Annotated in this window: 18 protein-coding genes and 1 pseudogene; 16 read left to right on the top strand and 3 right to left on the bottom strand. The window is 62.8% G+C overall.

Annotation, left to right across the window (positions count from 1 at the left end):
- Nucleotides 1-113: 113 nt before the first annotated feature.
- From Q1W70_RS12330 to Q1W70_RS12320, 3 genes are all read left to right on the top strand, one after another.
- Entirely contained in the window at nucleotides 114-590 is a 477-nt protein-coding gene (locus Q1W70_RS12330; RefSeq protein ID WP_166592011.1) for a thioesterase family protein, read from the top strand.
- Nucleotides 591-610: 20 nt separating this feature from the next.
- Complete coding sequence (locus Q1W70_RS12325; RefSeq protein ID WP_166592010.1) at nucleotides 611-1774, top strand: gamma-butyrobetaine dioxygenase; 1164 nt, start codon at nucleotides 611-613, stop codon at nucleotides 1772-1774.
- A gap of 290 nt (nucleotides 1775-2064) precedes the next feature.
- On the top strand, nucleotides 2065-2328 hold the full coding sequence (locus Q1W70_RS12320) for a hypothetical protein (RefSeq protein ID WP_159998327.1): 264 nt from the start codon (nucleotides 2065-2067) through the stop codon (nucleotides 2326-2328).
- 112 nt (nucleotides 2329-2440) lie between these two features.
- Here Q1W70_RS12320 and gbdR read toward each other — a convergent pair whose 3' ends face one another.
- Nucleotides 2441-3544: a choline metabolism transcriptional regulator GbdR gene (gene gbdR / locus Q1W70_RS12315; protein WP_095164384.1), complete on the bottom strand. Its 1104-nt coding sequence runs from the start codon at nucleotides 3542-3544 to the stop codon at nucleotides 2441-2443.
- Nucleotides 3545-4011: 467 nt separating this feature from the next.
- Nucleotides 4012-5388: an L-serine ammonia-lyase gene (locus Q1W70_RS12310; protein ID WP_166592009.1), complete on the bottom strand. Its 1377-nt coding sequence runs from the start codon at nucleotides 5386-5388 to the stop codon at nucleotides 4012-4014.
- Nucleotides 5389-5822: 434 nt separating this feature from the next.
- On the opposite strand from Q1W70_RS12310, the gene Q1W70_RS12305 reads away from it, so the two are divergent.
- The 3 genes from Q1W70_RS12305 (at nucleotide 5823) to choV (ending at nucleotide 8859) form a co-directional block, all read left to right on the top strand.
- On the top strand, nucleotides 5823-6770 hold the full coding sequence (locus Q1W70_RS12305) for a choline ABC transporter substrate-binding protein (RefSeq protein ID WP_302098847.1): 948 nt from the start codon (nucleotides 5823-5825) through the stop codon (nucleotides 6768-6770).
- Between the two features lie 65 nt (nucleotides 6771-6835).
- Complete coding sequence (gene choW, locus Q1W70_RS12300; protein ID WP_166592007.1) at nucleotides 6836-7684, top strand: choline ABC transporter permease subunit; 849 nt, start codon at nucleotides 6836-6838, stop codon at nucleotides 7682-7684.
- Entirely contained in the window at nucleotides 7681-8859 is a 1179-nt protein-coding gene (choV, locus tag Q1W70_RS12295; RefSeq protein ID WP_166592006.1) for a choline ABC transporter ATP-binding protein, read from the top strand. The genes choW and choV overlap by 4 nt, the downstream gene beginning before the upstream one ends.
- Before the next feature lie 229 nt (nucleotides 8860-9088).
- On the opposite strand, the gene Q1W70_RS12290 is transcribed toward choV, so the two are convergent.
- Nucleotides 9089-11029, bottom strand: a complete 1941-nt coding sequence (locus tag Q1W70_RS12290; RefSeq protein WP_302098890.1) for a BCCT family transporter — start codon at nucleotides 11027-11029, stop codon at nucleotides 9089-9091.
- A 378-nt stretch (nucleotides 11030-11407) separates the two neighbouring features.
- On the opposite strand from Q1W70_RS12290, the gene betI reads away from it, so the two are divergent.
- The 10 genes and pseudogenes from betI (at nucleotide 11408) to yccS (ending at nucleotide 25973) form a co-directional block, all read left to right on the top strand.
- Complete coding sequence (betI, locus tag Q1W70_RS12285) at nucleotides 11408-12001, top strand: transcriptional regulator BetI (protein WP_166592004.1); 594 nt, start codon at nucleotides 11408-11410, stop codon at nucleotides 11999-12001.
- Between the two features lie 110 nt (nucleotides 12002-12111).
- Nucleotides 12112-13584, top strand: a complete 1473-nt coding sequence (gene betB, locus Q1W70_RS12280; protein WP_166592003.1) for a betaine-aldehyde dehydrogenase — start codon at nucleotides 12112-12114, stop codon at nucleotides 13582-13584.
- A 176-nt stretch (nucleotides 13585-13760) separates the two neighbouring features.
- Nucleotides 13761-15464 (top strand): choline dehydrogenase, encoded by a 1704-nt coding sequence (gene betA / locus Q1W70_RS12275; protein WP_185818097.1) that lies wholly within the window; start codon nucleotides 13761-13763, stop codon nucleotides 15462-15464.
- 206 nt (nucleotides 15465-15670) lie between these two features.
- Entirely contained in the window at nucleotides 15671-16366 is a 696-nt protein-coding gene (locus Q1W70_RS12270; RefSeq protein ID WP_095147478.1) for an RraA family protein, read from the top strand.
- A 99-nt stretch (nucleotides 16367-16465) separates the two neighbouring features.
- On the top strand, nucleotides 16466-17908 hold the full coding sequence (locus Q1W70_RS12265) for a TldD/PmbA family protein (RefSeq protein WP_166592295.1): 1443 nt from the start codon (nucleotides 16466-16468) through the stop codon (nucleotides 17906-17908).
- Nucleotides 17908-19246: pseudogene (locus Q1W70_RS12260) on the top strand (TldD/PmbA family protein). Before Q1W70_RS12265 ends, Q1W70_RS12260 begins: the two are co-directional and overlap by 1 nt.
- Nucleotides 19247-19439: 193 nt before the next feature.
- Nucleotides 19440-20867 (top strand): multidrug transporter subunit MdtD, encoded by a 1428-nt coding sequence (gene mdtD / locus Q1W70_RS12255; protein ID WP_166592297.1) that lies wholly within the window; start codon nucleotides 19440-19442, stop codon nucleotides 20865-20867.
- 105 nt (nucleotides 20868-20972) lie between these two features.
- On the top strand, nucleotides 20973-22310 hold the full coding sequence (gene dbpA, locus Q1W70_RS12250) for an ATP-dependent RNA helicase DbpA (protein ID WP_232534648.1): 1338 nt from the start codon (nucleotides 20973-20975) through the stop codon (nucleotides 22308-22310).
- A gap of 151 nt (nucleotides 22311-22461) precedes the next feature.
- Complete coding sequence (locus Q1W70_RS12245) at nucleotides 22462-23640, top strand: BaiN/RdsA family NAD(P)/FAD-dependent oxidoreductase (protein WP_302098846.1); 1179 nt, start codon at nucleotides 22462-22464, stop codon at nucleotides 23638-23640.
- A 149-nt stretch (nucleotides 23641-23789) separates the two neighbouring features.
- Nucleotides 23790-25973 carry a YccS family putative transporter gene (yccS, locus tag Q1W70_RS12240; RefSeq protein WP_166592300.1) on the top strand — a complete coding sequence of 728 codons (2184 nt, stop codon included), beginning with the start codon at nucleotides 23790-23792 and terminating at the stop codon, nucleotides 25971-25973.
- The last annotated feature ends 63 nt before the right edge of the window (nucleotides 25974-26036 follow it).

Raw genomic sequence — 26036 nt, 5'->3', positions numbered from 1 at the left:
GGGCAACCCCGCTCCCACAGGTTGTGCCCTGACCATGTGGGAGCGGGCCGGGCGGCGTTCCGCTTGCCCGCGAAAGCGCCAGTCCTGTCACCCCCCCTATCGGAACCTGAAACATGCCCGCACTCACCACCTACCAGACCACCATCATCGCCGACTGGGTCGACTACAACGGCCATCTGCGCGATGCCTTTTATCTGTTGATCTTCAGCTACGCCACCGACGCGCTGATGGACCAGTTGGGCATGGACAGCGACAACCGCGAGGCCACCGGCAACTCGCTGTTCACCCTCGAACTGCACCTCAATTACCTGCACGAAGTGAAGCTCGGCGCCGACGTCGAAGTGCGTACGCAGATCATCGGCCATGACCGCAAACGCCTGCACCTCTACCACAGCCTGCACCGGGTGGGAGAGGCTCAGGAACTGGCGGGCAACGAGCAGATGCTGCTCCACGTCGACCTGGCCGGCCCGCGTTCGGCGCCGTTCAGCGAGCAGGTGGCGAACAAGCTGCTGGCCATGACCGCGCTGCAATCAGACCTGCCCACACCCGCCTATCTCGGCCGGGTGATCGCCCTGCCAGCGGAAAAATAATCACAAGACAAGGAGCGCTCATGAACACCGCCGCCCCCATTGCCGACTTTCGCCGTTACCCCATGATCAGCGCGTTGACCGCCGTGCAAACCCTGGCCGATCGCGTTTCAGTGCAGTGGGCCGATGGCCGGACCAGCCCCTTCCACCACCCCTGGCTACGGGACAACTGCCCCTGCGCCAAGTGCGTCTACAGCGTTACCCGCGAGCAGGTGCTGGAGATCGTCGACGTCCCTGAAGATCTGCTCCCCCGCGCTACCCGGGTGGACAGCGATGGCTGCCTGCACATCGATTGGCAGGACGGCCATGTCAGCCGCTTCGACCCCGGCTGGTTGCGCGCCCACGCCTATGACGATGCTTCCCGCGCCGAGCGCCGTGCGGCAAAACCGCAAAGCCGGCTGTGGGACAGCCAGTTGCAGCTGCCGGTGTTCGAGTACCAGGCGCTGATGGACGACTCCCAGGCCCTGCTGCAATGGCTACTTGCACTGCGCGATATCGGCCTGAGCCAGGTGCGTGGCGTGCCCACCGAACCGGGCTCACTGACAGAGATCGCCCAGCGAATTTCTTTCATCCGCGAGAGCAATTTTGGTGTGCTGTTCAACGTGCAATCACGCGCCGACGCCGACAGCAATGCCTACACCGCCTTCAACCTGCCGCTGCACAGCGACCTGCCGACACGCGAGTTGCAACCGGGGCTGCAGTTTTTGCACTGCCTGGTCAATGAGGCACAGGGTGGCGAGAGTATTTTTGTCGATGGTTTTGCCATCGCCCATGCATTGCGCCAGGAAGACCCCGAGGCCTTTCGCGCACTGTGTGAAATCCCCGTGGAGTTTCGCAACAAGGACCGTCACAGCGACTACCGCTGCCAGGCACCGATCATCGCCCTCGATGCATCCGGGCAAGTGGCGGAGATCCGCATGGCGAATTTCCTGCGCGGACCGTTCGATGCTTCGGTCGAGCAGATGCCCGACCTCTATCGGGCCTATCGGCGTTTTATCGCCATGACCCGCGAGCCCCGGTTCCGCCTGATCCAGCGCCTGGAGCCCGGCGAACTCTGGTGCTTCGACAACCGCCGTACCCTGCACGCGCGCAACGCCTTCGACCCCACCAGCGGCGCCCGACACTTTCAGGGCTGTTATGTGGACCGCGATGAATTGTTGTCGCGGATTCTGGTATTGCAGCGCTAGCGCTCACCGCGGGCAGGTCTGTGCAACCCCCGGATTCACAGGCAAAAAAAACCCCGATTCAGCCGTGACTGGATCGGGGCCCAAGGTACTGTTGAGGAGCCGTTGCGCGAGGGTGACCAAACCTTCGTGTAGCGAGCTGGGATCAGTGTGCCCAGTCCCTGACAGGGTGAGTTAGCCGAAAACGACCTGTTCATAGGTATTGCGGCCATTACGACAATTCGCCCTTGCCCACACCCCAAGCCCCCACCAGAATCGAATCACGACACCGTTCCCTGAAGAAGGATTGCGTCATGATGCACGCCGATTTGATAGACCAGGAAGACCTGTTGGGCCAACTGAAGTCATTGGGGTTTCAAGTACCGAGCGGCTCCACCGCCGAGCAGGCATGCGAGTGTGCGGTGCGCGGCTTGAACGATGAGCGGGCCAACACCCTGCGCACCATGATCAAGCAGATGTACACCAGCAGCGCGACAATCCTGCCGGCCGTGCGCCAGGCCATCGACAAGCAACTGTTGCCGGCATTGACGGCGTATCAGCAGAGCCGCAGCGCCTGACAGATCCAATCGCCAGCAGGCTGGCTCCCACAGGTTTTGTGTCTGACCACACACTTGTGATCGACAACAACCCTGTGGGAGCCAGCCTGCTGGCGATGAACGATGCCTCGGTTTAAAGCCTTACGCTAGCGAACGTCGACTCATTACGCGCCTGGCTCAACGCCGACATCGGCCCGGACAACGGCGCCAGCACCAGCGCCTGCGGGATCGGCATCATCGCCACTTGCTGGGAGTTGTTGGAGCCAACACGTTCGTCACGCGGTGGAATACCGAAGTATTCGCGGTAGCACTTGGAGAAGTGCGGCGTGGAGACAAAACCGCAGACCGATGCCACCTCGATGATCGACATCGGCGTTTGCTTGAGCAACTGCCGGGCGCGGATCAGGCGCAGCTTGAGGTAGTAGCGCGACGGCGAGCAGTGCAGGTATTTCTGGAACAGCCGCTCCAGCTGCCGACGCGACACGGCGACGTACACCGCCAGCTCATCGAGGTCGATGGGCTCTTCCAGGTTGGCCTCCATCAGCGCGACGATTTCCTGCAGCTTCGGCTGATTGGTGCCCAGCATATGCTTGAGGGGCACGCGCTGGTGATCCTGTTCGTTACGAATGCGCTCGTAGACAAACATTTCCGAAATCGCTGCCGACAGTTCGCGACCGTGATCGCGGCTGATCAGGTGCAGCATCATGTCCAGCGGCGCGGTGCCGCCGGAGCTGGTGAAGCGGTTGCGGTCGAGGGTGAACAAGCGGGTGCTCATGGCCACGCGCGGGAAGGCTTCCTGCATCGCGGCCAGGCATTCCCAGTGCACGCTGCAATCAAAACCGTCCAGCAGCCCTGCGCAGGCCAGTGCCCAACTGCCGGTGCAGACGGCGCCAAGACGGCGCGATTGACGGGCCTGGCTTTGCAGCCATGACACGTGTTCGCGGGTCACCGTACGCTGGATGCCGATACCGCCACAGACGATGATGGTGTCCAGTGGCGGAGCTTTGTGCATGGAAGCGTCAGGGGTGATCTGCAAGCCGTCACTGGCCCAGACCTGGCCTCCGTCGACGGTGAGGGTCGTCCAGCGATACAGCTCGCGACCGGACAACTGGTTGGCCATGCGCAGGGGTTCGACTGCGGAGGCCAGAGAAATCAGCGTGAAATTGTCCAGCAGCAAAAAGCCGATGGATTGAGGCGCACGGTTCTGGGGTTGAGCCCCGGAGTTGAACGACGTCATCGCGGTATCTCCTCACACAAAGCGGGTGATGGCCTCAGGCGGAGGCTCTTGTTATGGCCATCGTTCTCGCGTGGGAGACGGGCTTTGTAATGACAGAGCAATTGCCATGCCTAAAGTTGAATGCGTATTCAATAACTCCTGAAAACGACGTCGCGGCGTGTCTATATAAGACGCGCGGGAAGTAGGGATTAACCGCTCTCTTTCTGGCGGCAAGTGCGCTGTACCCCGGCCCGTGAGCAAATCGGTAGCACTTGTGGGAAGAGGGCTACAGGGCATCGGGCAAGAGTGTCACCGCAGGCACAGGTGACAGGCGGTAAGCGCCGGTTTGGATCCCTGGGCGGGAGTCGCGGGCTTGTCTGATAGCGACGCGCCAAAAGGTGGCGCGTCGAGGTGCAACTGTTCACTGAGCGAGCACTTTTGACTGATGGCCTCCCCTCAATCTGCTCGCGAAAAGGCGCAATCGCCTCTCAGCATTCCACCGCGCTGACCGCCAAGCCACCGCGCGAAGTCTCTTTGTATTTGTCATGCATGTCGGCCCCGGTGTCACGCATAGTGCGGATCACCCGATCCAGGGAGATGAAGTGCTGGCCATCGCCGCGCAAGGCCATCTGCGCCGCGTTGATCGCCTTCACCGCAGCAATGGCGTTGCGCTCGATGCAGGGCACTTGCACCAGGCCGCCGACCGGATCGCAGGTCAGCCCCAGGTTATGTTCCAGGCCGATCTCCGCCGCGTTGCACAGTTGCTCCGGCGTGGCCCCGAGAATCTCCGCCAACCCGGCCGCGGCCATGGCGCAGGCAGAACCGACCTCCCCTTGGCAGCCGACCTCGGCCCCGGAAATCGATGCATTCTTCTTGCACAGGATGCCCACGGCCGCGGCGCCGAGGAAGTAATCGACCACGTTGGCGTCGGTCACCGCCTCGCTGAATTTCATGAAGTAGTGCAGCACCGCCGGGATAATCCCCGCCGCCCCGTTGGTCGGCGCCGTGACCATGCGGCCACCGGCAGCGTTTTCTTCATTGACCGCCAGGGCAAACAGATTGACCCACTCCATGGCGCTCAAGGTCGAGCCGATCACATTCGGTTTGCCCAGCTCTTGCAGGCTGCGATGCAACTTGGCGGCGCGCCGGCGCACGTTCAGGCCACCCGGCAGGATGCCTTCGTGCTTGAGGCCCTGCTCGACGCAATCCTGCATGGCGCGCCAGAGCTTCATCAGGCCGCTGCGGATGTCTTCTTCCGAACGCCAGACCTTCTCGTTCGCCATCATCAGTTCGGCGACCCGCAGGTTGTGTTTCTGGCACAGGGCAAGCAACTCCACCGCGCTGGAAAAGTCGTAGGGCAGCACGGTGCGATCCAGGTCCACCACGCCACTCGACGCCTGGGCCTCATCCACCACAAAACCGCCACCGACCGAATAGTAGGTATCGCGGTGCAATTCCCCCGCCTCACCTTCGGCCACCAGCGTCATGGCGTTGGGGTGGAATGGCAGGTTTTCGTCGATCAGGCGCATGTCCCGCGACCAGACGAAGGGCACCGGCAAGCGCCCGTCGAGCAGCAAGGTCTGGGTTTCGCGCAGGGTCTCGATGCGCACGCCAATCAACGACGGATCGATCGCATCCGGCCACTCCCCCATCAAGCCCATGATCACCGCGTTGTCGCTGCCATGACCGATACCCGTGGCCGACAACGAACCATACAGCTGTACCTCAATGCGCCGTACCTGCTCCAGCAGGCACTTTTCCCGCAGCGCCTGGACAAACAACGCGGCCGCCCGCATGGGGCCGACGGTGTGCGAACTGGAGGGGCCGATGCCGATTTTGAACAGATCGAAAACACTGATAGCCATGACGTACGGGACTCCTCGATGAGCGGATTCCAGGCGTCAAAGCGCCTGGCGACGGAGCTGCTACGCTCAAGCAGCAATCCGTTGACTGGCCGCATCATCAGGCTTTTGCGAGGTCGCTCAACGTCTCACACCGACGTAACCATGCCCACTAACGCCGCTGGCCGCAGACGACACATTACGGCGTATTTTTTGCGGTGCAGAGCGCTGAAAAGGTCCGAATAAAGCTGTAAACGACCTCGCTGACACTGGATGCGACCCTCCCTGTACTGGATACGACGCACCCTGTAGGCGTCAGATTTTCACTGGTACATGATCGGTTACGACTCGATTGCGAGGCGCCGTGGCAGAGCAGTTGCCAGGCACCACCAACCGCAACACTTATAAGTGCGGTGTCCTGTCGGAACACCGCCAAGAAAACACCAAGGAGTCCACCCATGAAAGGTTCCCCGTCGTTGTTGTTGGCCGCCATGCTGAGTTTGCCGGTGCTGGCTCAAGCTGCAGAACCGGCCCAATGCAGCACCGTAAACTTCTCCGATGTTGGTTGGACCGACATCACCGTGACGACCGCCACCACCAGCGTCATCCTCGACGCCCTCGGCTACAAGACCAAGACCACCATGATCTCCGTGCCCGTGACCTACAAGTCGCTGGCCGACGGCAAGAACATGGACATTTTCCTCGGCAACTGGATGCCGACCATGGAAAACGACATCAAGCCGTACCGTGAGGCCGGCACCGTGGAGACCGTGCGCGCCAACCTGGAAAACGCCAAGTACACCCTCGCGGTGCCAGAGGTGCTGTACGAAAAAGGTCTGAAGGATTTCGCCGACATCGCCAAGTTCAAGAAGGAACTGGACGGCAAGATCTACGGGATCGAGCCGGGCAACGACGGCAACCGCATGATCCAGAGCATGATCGACAAGAACGCCTTCGGTCTCAAGGACGCCGGTTTCAAGGTCGTCGAATCCAGCGAAGCCGGCATGCTGTCCCAGGTCGAGCGCGCCTCGCGCCGTAACACCGACGTGGTGTTCCTGGGCTGGGAACCGCACCCGATGAACACCCGCTTCAAGATGAAGTACCTGACCGGCGGGGACGATTTCTTCGGTCCCAACTATGGCCAGGCCACCATCTACACCAACACTCGCAAGGGCTACAGCCAGGAGTGCAGCAACGTTGGCCAGTTGCTGAAGAACCTGTCGTTCACCCTGAACATGGAAAGCACCCTCATGGGTAACGTTCTGGACGACAAGATGAAACCGGACGCGGCTGCCAAAGCGTGGCTGAAGAATAACCCACAGGTCCTCGATACCTGGCTCGCTGGCGTCACCACCATTGACGGTAAACCAGGGCTGGAAGCCGTGAAAGCCAAGCTCGGGCAGTAATCGCGACGCCGGGCGAGCGCGCTCGCCCGGGCTGTTTTTTTCCTTGCATGCGGACGTTCACTACCATGCTGATTGATCAGAAAATCCCTTTAGGCCAGTACATCGCTGCCTTCGTTGAATGGTTGACGCAACACGGCGCCAATACCTTTGATGCGATTGCCGTGACACTGGAAACGATGATCCACGGCGTGACGTTTGCGCTGACCTGGTTCAACCCGCTGGCATTGATCGGCCTGATCGCCTTGCTGGCGCACTTCATTCAACGCAAATGGGGCCTGACCGGCTTCGTCATCCTGTCCTTCCTGCTGATCCTCAACCTGGGTTACTGGCAGGAAACCATGGAAACCCTGGCCCAGGTGTTGTTCGCCACCCTGGTCTGCGTGCTCATTGGCGTGCCGTTGGGCATCGTCGCCGCGCACAAACCGATGTTCTACACCATGATGCGACCGGTACTCGATCTGATGCAGACCGTACCGACGTTCGTGTACCTCATTCCTACCCTGACCCTGTTTGGTCTGGGCGTTGTCCCAGGGCTGATCTCCACGGTGGTGTTCGCGATTGCCGCGCCCATCCGCCTGACCTACCTGGGCATTCGAGATGTGCCACAAGAACTGATGGACGCCGGCAAGGCCTTTGGCTGCTCGCGCCGGCAGTTGCTCTCGCGAATAGAACTGCCCTACGCGATGCCCAGCATCGCGGCCGGTATCACCCAGTGCATCATGCTGTCGTTGTCGATGGTGGTGATCGCCGCACTGGTGGGCGCCGATGGCCTGGGCAAACCCGTGGTCAACGCACTGAACACCGCCGATATCGCCCTGGGCTTCGAAGCCGGGCTGGCGATCGTCCTGCTGGCAATCATGCTCGACCGTATCTGCAAACAACCCGATGCAAAAGTAGTAGGGGGTGACGCATGAGCATAATCCGCTTCGATAACGTCGACGTTATCTTCTCCAAGGATCCACGCGAGGCCCTCAAGCTGCTGGACCAGGGCATGACCCGCAATGAAATCCTGAAAAAGACCGGCCAGATCGTTGGCGTGGAAAAGGCCAGCCTGGACGTCGAGAAAGGTGAAATCTGCGTGCTGATGGGCCTCTCCGGTTCCGGCAAGTCGAGCCTGCTGCGCTGTATCAACGGCCTGAACACGGTGAGCCGCGGCAAGCTGTTCGTCGAGCACGAAGGCCGGCAGATCGATATCGCCTCGTGCACCCCGGCAGAACTGAAAATGATGCGCACCAAGCGCATTGCCATGGTGTTCCAGAAGTTCGCCCTGATGCCCTGGCTGACCGTGCGCGAGAACATCAGCTTTGGCCTGGAAATGCAGGGTCGTCCCGAAAAGGAACGACGCAAGCTGGTCGACGAGAAGCTGGAGCTGGTGGGCCTGACCCAATGGCGCAACAAGAAACCCGACGAGCTGTCCGGCGGCATGCAGCAACGCGTCGGCCTGGCTCGCGCCCTGGCGATGGACGCCGACATCCTGCTGATGGACGAACCCTTCTCGGCCCTCGACCCGCTGATCCGCCAGGGGCTGCAGGACGAACTGCTGGAACTGCAACGCAAGCTGAGCAAGACCATCGTGTTCGTCAGCCACGACCTCGATGAGGCGCTGAAACTGGGCAGCCGCATCGCGATCATGAAAGACGGCCGGATCATCCAGTACAGCAAGCCCGAAGAAATTGTGCTCAACCCGGCCGACGACTATGTGCGCACCTTCGTCGCCCACACCAACCCGCTCAACGTCCTCTGCGGTCGCAGCCTGATGCGCACCCTGGACAACTGCAAACGCATCAACGGCTCGGTGTGCCTGGACCCAGGCGGCGATTCATGGCTGGACCTGGCCGAAGGCAACACCATCAAGGGCGCCCGCCAGAACGGTGCGAGCCTGGACCTGCAGAACTGGGTCCCGGGGCAATCGGTAGAAGGCCTGGGCCGGCGGCCAACCCTGGTGGACTCCAGCATCGGCATGCGTGACGCGCTGCAGATCCGTTACCAGACCGGCAACAAACTGGTGCTGCACGACAATAACCATGTGGTCGGGATTCTCGGCGACAGCGAGCTGTACCACGCGCTGCTCGGCAAGAACCTGGGATAGACCAGACAGCAGACACAAAAACGCCGCGAGAGGATCGCGGCGTTTTTGTTTATAGGAAGATCGGGCGCTGCGGTGTTGAAGTTGAAGGCCCCATCGCCAGCAGGCCGCAAGCGGGCGCTGGCTCCCACAGGGGGAATGCATTCCAATGTGGGAGCCAGCGCCCGCTTGCGGCCTGCTGGCGATGATGCCGACGCGGAGCTTCTGACTGAAACACCGCGTCACTCACACCTCAGCTATAGACACGGCCAAGGAGCTGCCGATGGCTTTCAAACTGATCGAGCACGTCACGGGTGATCTGATCCTGGGTGAAGCCCATCAAGTCGTACTCCTGGCTGCCGTTGTGCAGGTACACCTCGGCGCGGTAGTAACGGGTGCGGGTTTCATCCGGGCTCGGCGATTCGCTTGGCGCCGCCAGGTAACCGTCCAGGCTGACCTCGTAGACAAACGGGTTGCCCTCTTCCATCTCGATCCGCAGGCCCATGCAGCGCTTGGCTTTACCCAGCAGGGTTTGCACGTCCAGCCCTTGCGTGCGCAACTGCACCGCCGCGTCTTCCAGCGCCGGGCTCACGTGCTTGTCCATGAAACGTTGCACGATCGCCTGGGTCGGTTGCAGTTCCAGTGCCGTCAGCCGCTCGCTGAAACCACGACGACCCCGCGCCGCCAGCTCGGCCTGTTCCTGTTCGATCTGCACGTCCTGGCGCATGGCCTTGTGCAAGCCGAACATGAAGCACACCAGCACCACCGAGAACGGCAGCCCGGCCAGCACCACCATGGTTTGCATGGCTTCGAAGTTACCGGCGAACAACAGACCGATGGTCACCAGGGTGATCACCACCGACCAGAAGATCCGCAGCCAGTGCGGCGCATCTTCATCCACGTTGCCGCCCTTGCAGGACAGGTTCGCCATCATCACCGCGCCGGAGTCGGCAGGGGTCAGGAACAGCACGAAGCCGACGAAGATCGACACCCCGATCACCACTTTCGATGCCGGGTAATGCTCGAGCAACTGATAGATCGCCATCGACGGCTGCTCGAGCGCCGTCTTGCCCAGCTCCACCGCCCCCTGGTTCATCACCAGGTCCAGGGCCGAGTTACCGAAGATCGACAGCCAGGCCAGGGTGAAGCCCAGTGGAATCAGGAGCACACCGGCAACCAGCTCGCGCACGGTCCGGCCACGGGAAATACGCGCGATGAACATGCCGACGAAAGGTGCCCAGGAAATCCACCAGGCCCAGTAGAACAGGGTCCACAGGCCCAGCCAGCGCTCGGACTTGGCGGTGTCGGCTTCGTACACATACAGGTCGAACGTCTTCAGCACCACGCCGTTGAGGTAGTCACCGACGTTCTGCACAAAGCCGTTGAGCAGGTGCAGGGTCGGGCCGAACAACAGCACAAAAATCAGCAGGCCACTGAACAGCACGATGTTCAGGTTGGACAGGCGACGAATGCCGTTCTCCACACCCGACACGGCCGCGATGGTCGCCACGGTGCTCATCACGATGATCACGATCAGCAGGTTGGTATTGTTGTGCTCCATGCCGAACAGGTTCTCCAGCCCCGACGACACCTGCAGCGAGCCGATCCCCAGGTTGGTCACCAGGCCCAGCAGGGTCACGAACATGCCGAAGCCGTCCACCGCATGCCCGGCCGCCCCCTTGACCCAACGCTCGCCGACCAGCGGATAGAGCGCCGAACGCAGCGCCAGCGGCTGGTTGTGACGGTAGGCAAAGTACGCCACGGCCAGGCCGACCAGGGCATAGATCGCCCAGCCGTGCAGGCCCCAGTGCAGGAACGTCAGTTGCACCGCCTGGCGCGCGGCCAACTGGCTGCCCGCCACGCCTTCTGGCGGGTTGAAGTAGTGATCCAGGGGCTCCGAAGCACCGAAGTACAGCAGCGAGATGCCGATACCGGACGAGAACAGCATCCCGGCCCAGGCGCCATAGCTGAAGTCCGGGGTATCGTCCTTGCTGCCCAGCTTGAGCTTGCCGTAGGACGAAAACGCCAGGCCGACCACAAACACCAGGCAGGCGGCAATCACCACCATGTAGTACCAGCCGAAGCTGCGCGACAACCAGGCCTGGGCAATCCCCAACATTCTCCCGGCTTCTTGCGGCGCGGCGATGAGAATGGCGGTCAACAGCAGGATCAACGCGGTAGAGGTGTAGAACACCCAACCGTTGACCGTCACCTTCTCGGGTGGGGTCTTTATAAGAGAGGCAGAACTCATTGCACAGATGCTCCAGGCAGTGCGAGAGAAGGACACAAGGCAAAGCAGCACCCGACTAATCGGTTAGTGGGCAGCCGACCGACGGGTGATATAAAGACACCCCGAAAAAAGCCCGAAGCCCGCAAGCGCCAGAGCACGTGGGTTTCGAGCATTTTTGGATGCCGTTTTTCCGCCAACCATACGTAGGAAAAACCTGTAGGTAGCGACGATTTGTCGCAGATCTTATTCTTTGTTGATTGAACGTTCAATCAAAACAAAATAGACTGGCCCTTAATCCGACAGACGCTTTGCGCCTGCCGGAAGGCCTAAGGAGATGTGCAGATGCCCAAGGTCGGTATGCAACCCATCCGCCGCCAGCAATTGATCGAAGCCACGTTGCTGGCTGTAGATCAGGTCGGAATGGGGGACGCCAGCATTGCGCTGATCGCCCGTTTGGCTGGTGTCTCGAATGGCATCATCAGTCACTACTTCAAGGACAAGAACGGTCTGATCGCCGCCACGGCGCAGTACCTGATGAGTGTCCTCAGCGAGAACGTCACCGCGCGCCGTCAGGCGCTGGTGGACAACAGCCCGCGGGCCCACCTGAAAGTGATTATCGAAGGCAACTTCGACGCCAGCCAAGTCAATGGCCCGGCAATGAAAACCTGGCTGGCCTTCTGGGCCACCAGCATGCACCACCCGTCTTTGCACAGGTTGCAGCGGATTAACGATCACCGCCTGTATTCCAACCTGTGCTGCCAGTTCCGCCGAGTGTTGCCGCTTGATCAAGCGCGCAGTGCAGCCCGCGGCCTGGCGGCCCTCATTGACGGCCTGTGGTTGCGCGGCGCGCTGTCGGGAGATGCTTTCGACACCACGCAAGCGCACCAGATTGCGTACGAATACATGGATTTCCAACTGGCCAAGCAGGCGTGCTAGAGCACACATAAAACGCTCAGCCCCTGAACTGTCGCGAATCGGTGATGCCACACCCTTAGGGCACCACCGTTGTGACCAACGCCAACCACTTATGCACTTGCGAGGACTTTATGGCCCGTTTCGAACTGCAAAAACTCTACATCGACGGCGGCTACACCGACGCTGGCAGCGATGCCACCTTCGAAGCCATCAACCCGGCTAACGGTGAAGTTCTCGCCAACGTGCAACGTGCCACTTTCGACGACGTTGAACGCGCCGTTGTCAGCGCCGAGAAAGGCCAGAAGATCTGGGCCGCGATGACCGCCATGGAGCGTTCGCGCATCCTGCGCCGTGCCGTCGACATTCTGCGTGAGCGCAACGACGAACTGGCCGCCCTGGAAACCCTGGACACCGGCAAGTCGTACTCCGAGACACGCTACGTCGACATCGTCACCGGTGCTGACGTGCTGGAATACTACGCCGGCCTGGTGCCCGCCATCGAAGGCGAGCAGATCCCGCTGCGCACCACCTCCTTCGTCTACACCCGTCGCGAGCCGCTGGGCGTCGTGGCCGGCATCGGCGCGTGGAACTACCCGATCCAGATCGCCCTGTGGAAATCCGCCCCGGCCCTGGCGGCGGGTAACGCGATGATCTTCAAGCCGAGCGAAGTGACGTCCCTGACCACCCTGAAACTGGCCGAGATCTACACCGAAGCCGGCGTTCCGGATGGCGTGTTCAACGTCCTGACCGGCAGCGGCCGTGAAGTCGGCACCTGGCTGACCGAGCACCCGCGCATCGAGAAAATTTCCTTCACCGGCGGCACCGACACCGGCAAGAAGGTCATGGCCAGCGCCTCGAGCTCTTCGCTCAAGGACGTGACCATGGAACTGGGCGGCAAGTCCCCGCTGATCATCTTCGACGACGCCGACCTCGATCGCGCCGCCGACACCGCCATGATGGCCAACTTCTACAGCTCCGGTCAGGTCTGCACCAACGGCACCCGCGTCTTCGTGCCGAGCCACCTGAAAGCCGCGTTTGAAGCCAAGATCGCCGAGCGTGTTGCGCGCATCCGCGTGGGCGACCCGCAAGACGAGAACACCAACTTCGGCCCGCTGGTCAGCTTCGCCCACATGGAAAGCGTGCTGGGCTACATCGCCAAGGGCAAGGAAGAAGGCGCTCGCGTACTGTGCGGCGGCAACCGCCTGACCGACGGCGAATTCGCCAAGGGCGCGTTCGTTGCGCCGACCGTGTTCACTGACTGCACCGACGAGATGACCATCGTCCGTGAAGAAATCTTCGGCCCGGTGATGAGCATCCTCACCTACGAAACCGAAGAAGAAGTGATCCGCCGTGCCAACGACACCGACTTCGGCCTGGCCGCCGGTATCGTCACCAAGGACCTGAACCGCGCCCACCGCGTGATTCATCAGCTCGAAGCCGGTATCTGCTGGATCAACGCCTGGGGCGAATCCGACGCCAAGATGCCGGTCGGTGGCTACAAGCAGTCGGGCGTGGGTCGTGAGAACGGCATCAGCTCGCTGAACAATTTCACTCGCATCAAATCGGTACAGGTCGAACTGGGCGATTACGCCTCGGTGTTCTAAGGCGTCAATCGCCTCGCCTGCGAGGCCGTCATCGCCAGCAGGCTGGCTCCCACAGGTTTGGTGTCATGCACCAAATCTGTGGCATCCCCAATCCCCTGTGGGAGCCAGCCTGCTGGCGATTGAGTGCAAAGCACTCACCCGGCCTGACCTGACCACTATCAAAGAGGGTGCATCCAATGTCCCAAGAATACGACTACATCATTGTGGGTGCCGGCTCGGCCGGTAACACCCTGGCGACCCGTCTGACCGAAGACGAAGGCGTCACCGTCCTGCTGCTGGAAGCCGGTGGACCGGACTATCGTTTTGACTTCCGCACACAAATGCCGGCAGCCCTGGCGTTCCCGCTGCAAGGCCGACGCTACAACTGGGCCTACGAAACCGATCCAGAGCCACACATGGACGGCCGCCGGATGGAATGCGGTCGCGGCAAGGGCCTGGGTGGCTCGTCCCTGATCAACGGCATGTGCTACATCCGTGGCAACGCCATGGACTACGACGGCTGGGCCAAACTCCCTGGCCTGGAAGACTGGACCTACCTGGACTGCCTGCCGTATTTCCGCAAGGCGGAAACCCGCGACATCGGCCCGAACGACTACCACGGTGGCGACGGTCCGGTCAGCGTGACCACGCCCAAGGCCGGCAACAACCCGCTGTTCCACGCGATGGTTGAAGCCGGTGTACAGGCCGGTTACCCGCGCACTGAAGACCTGAACGGTTACCAGCAGGAAGGTTTCGGCCCGATGGACCGTACCGTCACGCCCAACGGCCGTCGCGCCAGCACCGCTCGCGGTTACCTGGACACCGCCAAGAAGCGTTCGACCCTGAACATCGTCACCCATGCCCTGACCGACAAGATTCTGTTCGAAGGCAAGCGTGCGGTTGGCGTGCGTTACCTGGTCGGCAGCGCCGAAGAGCGGGTTGAAGCCCGTGCCCGCAAGGAAGTGCTGGTGTGCAGCGGCGCGATCGCGTCCCCGCAACTGCTGCAACGCTCCGGCGTCGGCCCGGCCAAGCTCCTGGAAAGCCTGGACATCCCGGTGGTTCACGACCTGCCGGGCGTGGGCGAGAACCTGCAGGATCACCTTGAGCTGTACCTGCAGTACGCCTGCACCCAGCCGGTGTCCCTGTACCCGTCGCTGCTCTGGTACAACCAGCCGGCGATCGGTGCCGAGTGGCTGTTCAACGGCACCGGGATCGGCGCCAGCAACCAGTTCGAAGCCGGCGGTTTTATCCGTACCCGTCCTGACTTCGAATGGCCGAACATCCAGTACCACTTCCTGCCGGTGGCGATTAACTACAACGGCAGCAACGGGGTGAAAGAGCACGGCTTCCAGGCACACATGGGCTCCATGCGTTCGCCAAGCCGTGGGCGGATCCAGGTCAAGTCCAAGGACCCACGCCAGCACCCGAGCATCCTGTTCAACTACATGGCCACCGAACAGGACTGGCAGGAATTCCGTGACGGCATCCGCCTGACCCGGGAAATCATGCAGCAGCCGGCACTCGACCCCTTCCGTGGTCGCGAGCTGAGCCCGGGCATCGAGGTGCAAACCGACGAGCAACTGGACACCTTCATTCGCGAACACGCCGAAACCGCGTTCCACCCGTCCTGCTCGTGCAAGATGGGCACCGACGAGATGGCGGTGGTCGATGGCGAAGGTCGCGTCCACGGGATGCAGGGCCTGCGCGTCGTCGATGCCTCGATCATGCCGCTGATCACCACCGGCAACCTGAACGCGCCAACGATCATGATCGCCGAGAAAATCGCCGACAAGATCCGCGGTCGCCAACCGTTGCCTCGCAGCCAGGCCAAGTACTACGTCGCGGGCGAAACCCCGGTGCGTGGCAAGCCGCTGCGTGAAGTGAGCCGGACCGCGCAATAACCCGGCGCCTTCGGCGCATCCCGGGCAAGCGGAGCGGCGCTCCGCTTGCCCGCGATCGCTTGCTACCCAACGCTACTCATCCCCCGTCCTACACCGCCCCACCCTTGCTCCCACCCCCTGCACCGGCCTACTCTAGGCACCGCGCAAACGTTTCACCCCCCCGCCCCACCGACAAGCCGCCACCTGGCTGGCCACGAGGCTTACTCATGTTTGATGTCGTCTCTTCGAGCAAATGGCCCACCGGCTATCTGATCAATCCCAACGTAGAACCCCTCGATCCGAAATGGCTGACCGAGTTCAGCAAGATCCCCGCCGCCGCCGTCAGTGACTGCCTGGGACGCAACGTCGGAGGCCTGGGGCTCAAGGCCTTCCATGGCAATGCGCCGATGCTCGGCAGCGCCCTGACCGTGCGCGTTCGCCCCGGCGACAACCTGATGATCCTCAAGGCCATGCAGATGGCCCGCCCCGGTGACGTGCTGGTGATCGACGGCAGCGCCGACCTGACCCGCGCCGTGTTCGGCGGCATCATGCGCGCCATGGCCCTCAAGGCCGGCATCGTCGGCGTGGTGATCAACGGCGCCCTGCGCGACCTCGACGAATGGCAGACCGGCGAACTGCCGGCCTATGCCATCGGTGGCGTGCACCGGGGCCCGAGCACCGACGGTGGCGGCGAGATCAACGTACCGATCTCCTGCGCCGGCATGCTCGTAGCACCTGGCGACCTGATGATCGGCGACGGTGACGGCGTCGTCGCCGCTGCCCGCGCCGAATTGCCGGAACTGCTGGTGCGTTGCCACGACCTGCTGGCCCGCGAACAGGCTACGCTTGCGGCTATCGAAGCTGGCACCCTGGACCCGGATCGCTTTGACGCTATCCTGCGCGCCAAGGGTTGCCCGGTCTGACGCCAAAAGCATCGCGGGCAAGCCGCAAGCGGGCGCCCGCTTGCGGCTTGCCCGCGATGAGGTCCACAAGGTCACCGCCACTCACAAGGAGGTTCGTGCATGTTCGATTTCCACCCCCAGCTCAAGCAGCGTTTCGCTGCCCTGCGCACGGGCGCTGAATTTTTTTCGCTGCGCTACGTGCGCGAATCTGGCCAGTACCTGTCGGTACGCAAGAACGTCGCCGAGCCACCCCACCTGAGCCGCGACGAAGGCGCGATGCTGACCGCCCGGGTCAATGGCGTCGAAGCCTATGCCGCGACCAACGACCTGTCGCCCGCCGGCCTGCAGGCCGCCCTCGACCGCGCCGAACAACAGGCCCGCGCGCTCGCGGCCCACGCCCTGCTCGACCTGCGCCAGCAGGCCGTTTCCAGCGAACGTGGCGACTACCTGTCACCGAATCTGCAACAGCCCTTCCCGTCCCTCAGCGAGTGCTACCAACTGCTCGGCGCCGAATCCGCCGCCGTGCCCAAGGACGAGCGCCTGGTGAACTGGCAGGTCAGCATCGGCATCAACCATGTCGAGCAGATTTACCTCAACAGCGCCGGCGCCGAACTGCGCCAGGCGCAACGTTTTGTCTACCCGGGCCTGGACGTCACCGCCTACGACGGCCACGACAGCCAGACCCGCAGCCTGGGCCGCGAGAACTTCGGCCAGCAAGGCAGCGCCGACGTCATCAGTCGTTGCGGGCTGATCGGCGCAGGCCCCCTGGTCGCCGACCAGGCCCTGCAGTTGCTCCTCGCCCCCAACACCCCGCAAGGTGTGCGCGACCTGCTGTTGATGCCCGACCAGATGATGCTGCAGATCCACGAATCCATCGGCCACCCGCTGGAGCTGGACCGCATCCTCGGTGACGAGCGCAATTACGCCGGCACCAGCTTCGTCAAGGCCAGCGACTTCGGCCACCTGCAATATGGCTCGCGGCTGCTCAATGTGACCTTCGACCCGGACATTCCCGAAGAGCTCGCCAGCTACGCCCATGACGACGACGGCACTGCCGCCAGCAAGCAGTTCCTGATCCGCGAGGGCCGGCTGGAACGCCCACTGGGCGGTGCGCTGTCGCAGTTTCGCGCCGGCCTCGGCGGCGTTGCCAACAGCCGCGCCTGCGGCTGGAACCGGCCGCCGATCGACCGCATGGCCAACCTCAACATCGAGCCGGGCGAGCAGTCCCTCGAGCAACTGATCGGCGGCATCGAGCACGGCGTGATGATGTCGACCAACCGCTCCTGGTCCATCGACGATGCGCGCAACAAGTTCCAGTTCGGCTGCGAGTGGGGCCAACTGATTGAAAACGGCGAACTCAAGGGCGTGGTGAAGAACCCCAACTACCGGGGCATCAGCGCGCAGTTCTGGAACAACCTCAGCGCCGTGGGCGACCGCAGTACGTTCAAGGTGCTGGGCACGCCGAACTGTGGCAAAGGCGAACCGAACCAGGTGATCCGCGTGGGTCATGCCTCGCCGGCCTGCGTATTCAGCAACATTGATGTGTTTGGGGGAGATGCCTGATGAGCAGCGCATTGAGTCAGGTCGAACAGTTCAAGGCCCTGGTGTCCTGGCTGCGCAGCGCCTTGCGCGAGCCGGAGCAATTCACCTTGAGCTATGCCGCCGAATCCTCGGCGTTCGTACGCTTCAACCACGCCAAAGTGCGCCAGGCCGGAGAGGTGCAACAGGCCAGCCTGGGCTTCAAGCTGATCGACGAGGACCGGCACGCCGACCTCAACATCACCCTGGCCGGCGACCCGCAAGTCGACCAGCAACGCCTGGCCGAGGGCCTGCAGCAGTTGCGCGAGACCCTGCCCTTGCTGCCACCGGACCCGTACCTGCTGCTCAACCACACCGGCTGGCAGAGCAAGCAAGTGCAGGAGCACCCGCTGCCGGACACCGCCCAGGTGGTTGAGCAGATCACCCGTGCGGCCGAAGGCCTGGACCTGGTCGGTTTTTATGCCGCCGGCCCCATCAGCCGTGGTTTTGCCAGCTCGGCCGGCGCTTTCGGTTGGCACCAGGCCAACAGCTTCAACTTTGATTTCAGCCTGTTCCACGCCAATGGCCAGGCGGTAAAGGCCAGCTACGCCGGGCACGACTGGAGCGACGCCGGTTTTGCCAAACGCTTTGAACAGGCGCGCGAGCAACTGCAGTACCTGGGCCGACCGCTGCATACCCTGGCACCCGGGCAATACCGGGCCTACCTGGCCCCGGCCGCACTCGACGAGATTCTCGGCATGCTCTGCTGGGGTGGTTTCTCGGCACAGTCGATTGCCAGCAAAAGCAGTCCGTTGCAAAAACTCTACGGCGGCGACCAGCACTTCAGCCCGCTGCTGGATCTTGCGGAGAAAGTCAGCGGCTCCCTGAGCCCGGCGTTTTCCGGCGAGGGCTACCCACGCAGCGACCTGGCACTGATTGTCGCCGGCGCGGCAGGCGAACGACTGGTGGGCTCGCGCAGCGCCGCCGAGTATGGCCTGACCGCCAACGGTGCGGGCGGCGGTGAGTCGCCCAGCGCCCTGAACATGGCGGCCGGCACCCTGCCCGAAGCCGAGATTCTCAAGCAACTGGGCACGGGCCTGTACATCAGCAACCTGTGGTACCTGAACTACTCGGACCAGCCGGCCGCGCGCCTGACGGGCATGACCCGTTTCGCCACCTTCTGGGTCGAGAACGGCGAGATCCAGGCACCGGTCAACACCATGCGTTTCGACGACAGCGCCTACAGCCTGCTGGGCTCGCAGACTGGAAGCGCTGACCCAGGAGCGCGAGCTGATTCTGTCGGCCAGCACCTACGACCAGCGTGCCACGGCATCGGCGCTGCTGCCGGGAGCGCTGGTCAGCCGTTTGACCCTGACCTTGTAAACACACTCTGTAGCCGTTGGCGAAGCCTGCGTTCGAGGACGCAGTCCTCGCAAAATCCGCAAGCGCATTTCTTCTGAAGAAACGTGATTGTCAGGTTTCACAACCGCTTCGCGGCCGAACGCAGCCTTCGCCAGCGGCTACAGGGGTTCCATCGCTCTGCGGCTTATGTCATCAAACAATGCCTAGAGGTCCCATGCCCAATCGCCCTGACCTGGACGCCACCACCGCCCGCTGGATTCCCTGGGTGGTGGCGATTGCGTTTTTCATGCAGTCCCTCGACGGGACCATCCTCAACACCGCCCTGCCCGCCATGGCCCGCGACCTGGCCGAAGACCCATTGCGCATGCAGGGGGTGATCATTGCCTACATGCTCACCGTGGCACTGCTGATTCCCGCGTCAGGCTGGATCGCCGACCGCTTCGGCACCAAAAAGATCTTCTTCAGCGCGATCCTGCTGTTCAGCTTTGGCTCCCTGCTCTGCGCGCTGTCGCAGACCCTGAGCATGCTGATCGGCGCCCGGGTGATCCAAGGCCTGGGGGGCGCCTTGATGCTGCCGGTCGGGCGCCTGGTGGTGTTGCGCGCCTACCCCCGCTCGGAACTGGTGCGGATCATGGGGTTCATCACCATTCCCGGCCTGCTCGGCCCGCTGATCGGGCCGACCATGGGCGGCTGGATGGTGCAGTACCTGACCTGGCACTGGATTTTCCTGATCAACCTGCCCGTGGGCCTGGTGGGTTGCTACGCCGTCTGGAAGTTCATCCCCGACCTGCGGGGCACTGAGCGCACGCGCTTCGATGGCCTGGGCTTCGTGCTGTTCGGCGCGGCCATGGTGCTGATTACCATCGCCATGGAAGGCCTGGGCGAACTGCACCTACCGCACCTGCGGGTGATGTTGCTGCTGTTCGGTGGCATGGCCTGCCTGGCGGCCTACTGGCTGCGGGCCGGGCATATCGACAACCCGCTGTTCGCGCCGTCGCTGTTCCGGACCCGAACCTTCGCCGTGGGCATTCTGGGCAACCTGTTCGCCCGCCTGGGCAGCGGTGCATTGCCGTTCCTGGTGCCGTTGCTGCTGCAGGTGGCACTGGGTTATTCGCCCTCCCAGGCCGGGATGAGCATGTTGCCATTGGCCGCGGCCGCCATGCTTGCCAAGTCGGTGGCACGACCGTTGATCGAGCGTTTTGGCTACCGCATGGTGCTCACCAGCAACACCCTGGCGCTGGGGATCATGCTGGCGAGCATGGGCCTGGTCAGCGAGCAGACGCCCTACTGGCTGCTGCTGGTGCACCTGGGCGTGCTCGGGGCCATCAACTCCCTGCAGTTCACCGCGATGAACACCGTGACCCTGATCGACCTCGACGACGCCAGCGCCAGCAGCGGCAACAGCCTGCTGTCGGTGGTCGCGCAACTGTCCCTGAGCCTGGGGGTGGCCTGTGCCGGCGCGTTGCTGGGCGGCTTCACCGCCGAGGTCGGCAACGATGGCGTGGACACCATTCTCGGGGCGTTTCAGCTGACCTTTGTCACCGTCGGCATCATGGCCATGCTGGCCGCGACGATCTTCTCCCAGCTGTCCAGAGAAGACGGACGGCGCGTCAAACGTCCGGAATCGCACATCGAACCTTAGGGCGAATGGCCACCGGACTGGTACACTGCGCGACATTTTGTTTTGCAGGCCAGTCCCGTGACCACCATCGCCACCGCTTTTAATACTTTGCCGCTGTCCGCCGCCATGCTGGCTAACCTCGACTCTTTGGGTTATGCCGAGATGACGCCGATCCAGGCGCAAAGCTTGCCGGTGATCCTCAAGGGGATGGATCTGATTGCCCAGGCCAAGACCGGCAGCGGCAAGACTGCCGCCTTTGGTATCGGCCTGCTGAACCCGATCAACCCGCGCTTCTTCGGTTGCCAGGCGCTGGTCATCTGCCCGACCCGCGAGCTGGCCGACCAGGTCGCCAAGGAAATCCGTCGCCTGGCCCGTGCCGAAGACAACATCAAGGTCCTGACCCTGTGTGGCGGCGTACCGTTCGGCCCGCAGATCGGCTCCCTGGAGCACGGCGCGCACATCATCGTCGGCACCCCGGGCCGCATCCAGCAGCACCTGCGCAAGGGTTCGCTGGTCCTGCACGGCCTGAACACGCTGATCCTCGACGAAGCCGACCGCATGCTCGACATGGGTTTCTACGACTCCATCGAAGAAATCATTGCCCAGAGCCCGGAGCGCCGCCAGACCCTGCTGTTCTCCGCCACTTACCCGGTGGGCATCAAGCAACTGGCCGCCAAGTTCATGCGCAACCCGCAGCAAGTGAAGGCCGAGGCGTTCCACGACGACACCCAGATCGAGCAGCGCTTCTTCGAGATTTCCCCGGAAGAGCGCATGGACGCCGTGGTCAAGGTGCTTGCGCACTACCGTCCGCAGTCCACCGTGGCGTTCTGCTTCACCAAGCAGCAAGTGCAGGAAACCGTCGATCACCTGACCGCCAAGGGCATCTCGGCCGTCGGCCTGCACGGTGACCTGGAGCAACGTGACCGTGACCAGGTCCTGGCGATGTTCGCCAACCGCAGCACCTCGGTCCTGGTCGCCACCGATGTGGCCGCCCGTGGCCTGGACATCGATGCGCTGGACATGGTGATCAACGTCGAGCTGGCCCGGGATTCGGAAATCCATATCCACCGCGTTGGCCGTACCGGTCGTGCCGGTGAAAAAGGTATCGCGATCAGCCTGGTGGCGCCGTCCGAAGCCCACCGCGCCCAGGCCATCGAGCTGCTGCAGAAGTCGCCGCTGAGCTGGGATCAACTGAGCAACCTGCCCTCCCAGGGCGGTGGTCCGCTGCTGCCGGCCATGAGCACCCTGTGCATCGGTGCCGGGCGCAAGGACAAGGTGCGTCCGGGCGATATCCTTGGCGCACTGACCGGCGACGCCGGCGTGCCGGGTGCCCAGGTCGGCAAGATCGCGATCTTCGACTTCCAGGCCTACGTGGCCGTGGACCGCAGCATCGCCAAGCAGGCTGTGCAGCGCTTGAGCGAAGGCAAGATCAAAGGCCGCTCGTTGCGCGTGCGGATTTTGTAAGCGATCTTCATCCCAACGAAGATCCCTGTGGGAGCGGGCTTGCCCGCGATAGCGGACTGACAGACAACATCAATGTTGAATGTGCCAGCCCCATCGCAAGCAAGCCCGCTCCCACAGTCAGTTTTGTGATGACACACCAGAGGACACCGTTTTGCGCTCTACCGAAGTCGTGATCATTGGCGCTGGCGCCGCAGGGTTGATGTGTGCGCTGACCGCTGCCGGACGCGGGCGCAAGGTGTTGTTGCTGGACCACGCCAACAAGGCCGGCAAGAAAATCCTCATGTCGGGCGGCGGTCGCTGCAATTTCACCAACATGTACACCGAACCGAGCAATTTTCTCTCGCAGAATGCGCATTTCTGCAAATCCGCACTGGCCCGCTACACCCAGTGGGACTTCATCGGCATGGTGGCCAAGCATGGCGTGCCGTACCACGAGAAGAAGCTCGGCCAACTGTTCTGCGATAACAAGTCCAGTGACATCCTCGAGATGTTGCTCAGCGAGTGCGAGCAGGCCGGCGTCAGCCTGCACCTGGACACCTCGATCCAGACCATCGAGAAGCTCACCAGCGGCTACCTGCTGGACACCACCCTCGGCCAATTGACGTGCGAGTCCCTGGTGATCGCCACCGGCGGCCTGTCGATCCCGACCCTGGGTGCCACGGGCTTCGGGTATCAGGTCGCCCGCCAGTTCGGTCACGAACTGCTGCCGACCCGCGCCGGCCTGGTGCCGTTCACCATCACCGACCAGCTCAAGGAGCTGTGCGGCGAGTTGTCCGGCACCTCGGTGGACTGCCTGGTGAGCTGCAACGAGCAGAGTTTCCGCGAGAACATCCTGTTCACCCACCGCGGCCTCAGCGGCCCGGCGATCCTGCAGATTTCTTCGTTCTGGCAGTCCGGCGACACGGTTGAAATCAACCTGATGCCCGACCACGACGTACCGGCCTGGCTGCAACAGCAGCAAGCCGAACGGCCCAACAGCGAGCTGAAAACCCTGCTCGGCGAGATCTTCACCAAGAAGATGGCCAACCTGCTGGCTGACAACTGGTTCGTCTCCAAGCCGATGAAGCAGTACACCCACGCCGAAATTGCCGAGATCGCCGACAAGCTGGCGAGCTGGAAGCTGGTACCGGCCGGCACCGAAGGCTACCGCACTGCCGAGGTCACCCTGGGCGGTGTCGACACCCATGAAGTGTCCTCCAAGACCATGGAATCGCTGAAAAGCCCCGGGCTGTATTTCATCGGCGAAGTGCTGGATGTCACCGGCCACCTGGGCGGCTTCAACTTCCAGTGGGCCTGGGCTTCGGGCTACGCGGCGGCGCAGTACGTCTGATGCCTGCGTGCCCTTTGCAGGGGGCACGCAAACCGCCAAGGCCAATCCGACAAGGAACACTTTTTGCTGTCAGATGTGATCGACGCCATTGCGTCGGCGTCATTACTGGCTCAATTTAGCGTCATTGCCCCGGAAGGCCTTCGCACTTCATGCCATCGACTTCGTTTCGTCAGTCTCTGCGTCGCCTTTGGGCACTGGATAAATTCAGCTACAGCGTGCGGGTGTTCATCGCCCTGACCGGCAGCATGGCGCTGTGCTGGTACCAGGATGAGATGGGCCTGCTGATCCCGCTGTTCCTGGGGATTATCGCCAGCGCCCTGGCCGAAACCGACGACAGCTGGCAAGGCCGGCTCAATGCGCTGGCGGTCACGCTGGTGTGTTTCAGCGTCGCGGCATTCTCGGTCGAGCTGTTATTCCCCTACCCCTATATCTTCGTGTGCGCCCTGGCGCTGGCCAGCTTTGGCCTGACCATGCTCGGCGCCCTGGGCGAGCGGTATGGGGCGATTGCCTCGGCGACCCTGATTCTCTCGGTCTACACCATGATTGGCGTAGACCAGCGCGGCGGCGCGGTCACCGACTTGTGGCACGAGCCCCTGCTGCTGGTGGCCGGGGCGGCCTGGTACGGCCTGCTCTCGGTGTTGTGGCAGGCGCTGTTTTCCAACCAGCCGGTGCAACAGAGCCTGGCGCGGCTGTTCCGCGAGCTGGGGTTTTACCTCAAGCTCAAATCATCGCTGTTCGAGCCCGTCCGGCAGATGGACGTCGAGGCCCGGCGCCTGGAACTGGCGCAGCAGAACGGGCGAGTGGTCGCCGCCCTGAACGCCGCCAAGGAAATCATCCTGCACCGGGTCGGCAACGGGCGGCCGGGGTCGAAGGTCAGCCGCTACCTGAAGCTGTACTTCCTCGCCCAGGACATCCACGAACGCGCCAGCTCCTCGCACTACCCCTACAACGCCCTGGCCGATGCCTTCTTCCACAGTGACGTGCTGTTCCGCTGCCAACGCCTGCTGCGCCAGCAAGGCAAGGCCTGCCGGGCGCTGGCCGAGTCGATCCAGATGCGCCAGCCGTTTGTCTACGACGCCAGCTTCGCCCAGGCCCTGAGCGACCTCGACGCGTCCCTGGAGCACCTGCGCATCCAGAGCAATCCGGCCTGGCGCGGCCTGCTGCGCTCCTTGCGGGCCTTGGCCGCCAACCTTGGCACCCTCGACCGCCTGCTCAGCGATGCAAGCAACCCCGACAGCCTGGCCGATGCGACCGACAGCAGCCTGCTCGACCGCTCGCCACGCAACCTCAAGGATGTCTGGACCCGCCTGCGCACCCAACTGACGCCCACCTCGCTGCTGTTCCGGCATGCCCTGCGCCTGCCCCTGGCGTTGACCATCGGCTACGCCATGGTGCATTTGATCCACCCCTCGCAGGGCTACTGGATCATCCTCACCACGCTGTTTGTCTGCCAGCCGAACTACGGCGCGACCCGGCGCAAACTCGGGCAACGGATCATCGGCACCGCCATCGGCCTGACCGTGGCCTGGGCGCTGTTCGACCTGTTCCCCAATCCGCTGGTGCAATCGTGCTTCGCGATCGCCGCCGGCGTGGTGTTCTTCATCAACCGCACCACCCGCTACACCTTGGCCACGGCGGCAATCACGGTGATGGTGCTGTTCTGCTTCAACCAGGTCGGCGACGGCTACGGGCTGTTCCTGCCACGCCTATTCGATACCTTGCTCGGCAGCCTCATCGCCGGCCTGGCGGTGTTCCTGTTCCTGCCGGACTGGCAGGGCCGCCGACTGAACAAGGTGCTGGCCAACACCCTGACCTGCAACAGCATCTACCTGCGCCAGATCATGCAGCAATATGCCGCCGGCAAACGGGACGACCTGGCCTACCGCCTGGCCCGCCGCAACGCGCACAACGCCGATGCCGCACTGTCCACGACCCTGGCCAACATGCTCATGGAGCCTGGGCATTTCCGCAAGGAAGCGGACGTCGGCTTCCGCTTCCTGGTGCTGTCCCACACCTTGCTCAGCTACCTCTCGGGCCTGGGTGCGCACCGCGAGACGCAGCTCCCGGATGAAGTGCGCGAGCACCTGATCGAAGGTGCCGGTGTCAGCCTGGCGGCGAGCATCGACGAAATCGCCCAGGGCCTGGCAAGCAAACTGCCGATCGCCATTCACAGCGACGCCGAAGAAGCCCTGGCCGCAGAACTTGAGCAGATGCCGGATGAAATCGATGAAGGCCAGCGCCTGGTACAGAGCCAACTGGCGCTGATCTGCCGTCAGCTCGGGCCGTTAAGGACGCTGGCAGCGCATTTGATCAAAGATACGCGCCAGGATTGATCGTCGGGGTGTCTGTGGAGGGCTTCATCACGAGCAGACGGAGTCCCGCCCGGCTCGCACACA

The organism is Pseudomonas kielensis (genome assembly GCF_030505375.1).
In the GTDB taxonomy this organism is placed as follows: Bacteria; Pseudomonadota; Gammaproteobacteria; order Pseudomonadales; family Pseudomonadaceae; genus Aquipseudomonas; species Aquipseudomonas kielensis.
The sequence above is the reverse complement of the archived record's forward strand: the minus strand, read 5'-3'. Positions and strand labels throughout refer to the sequence as shown.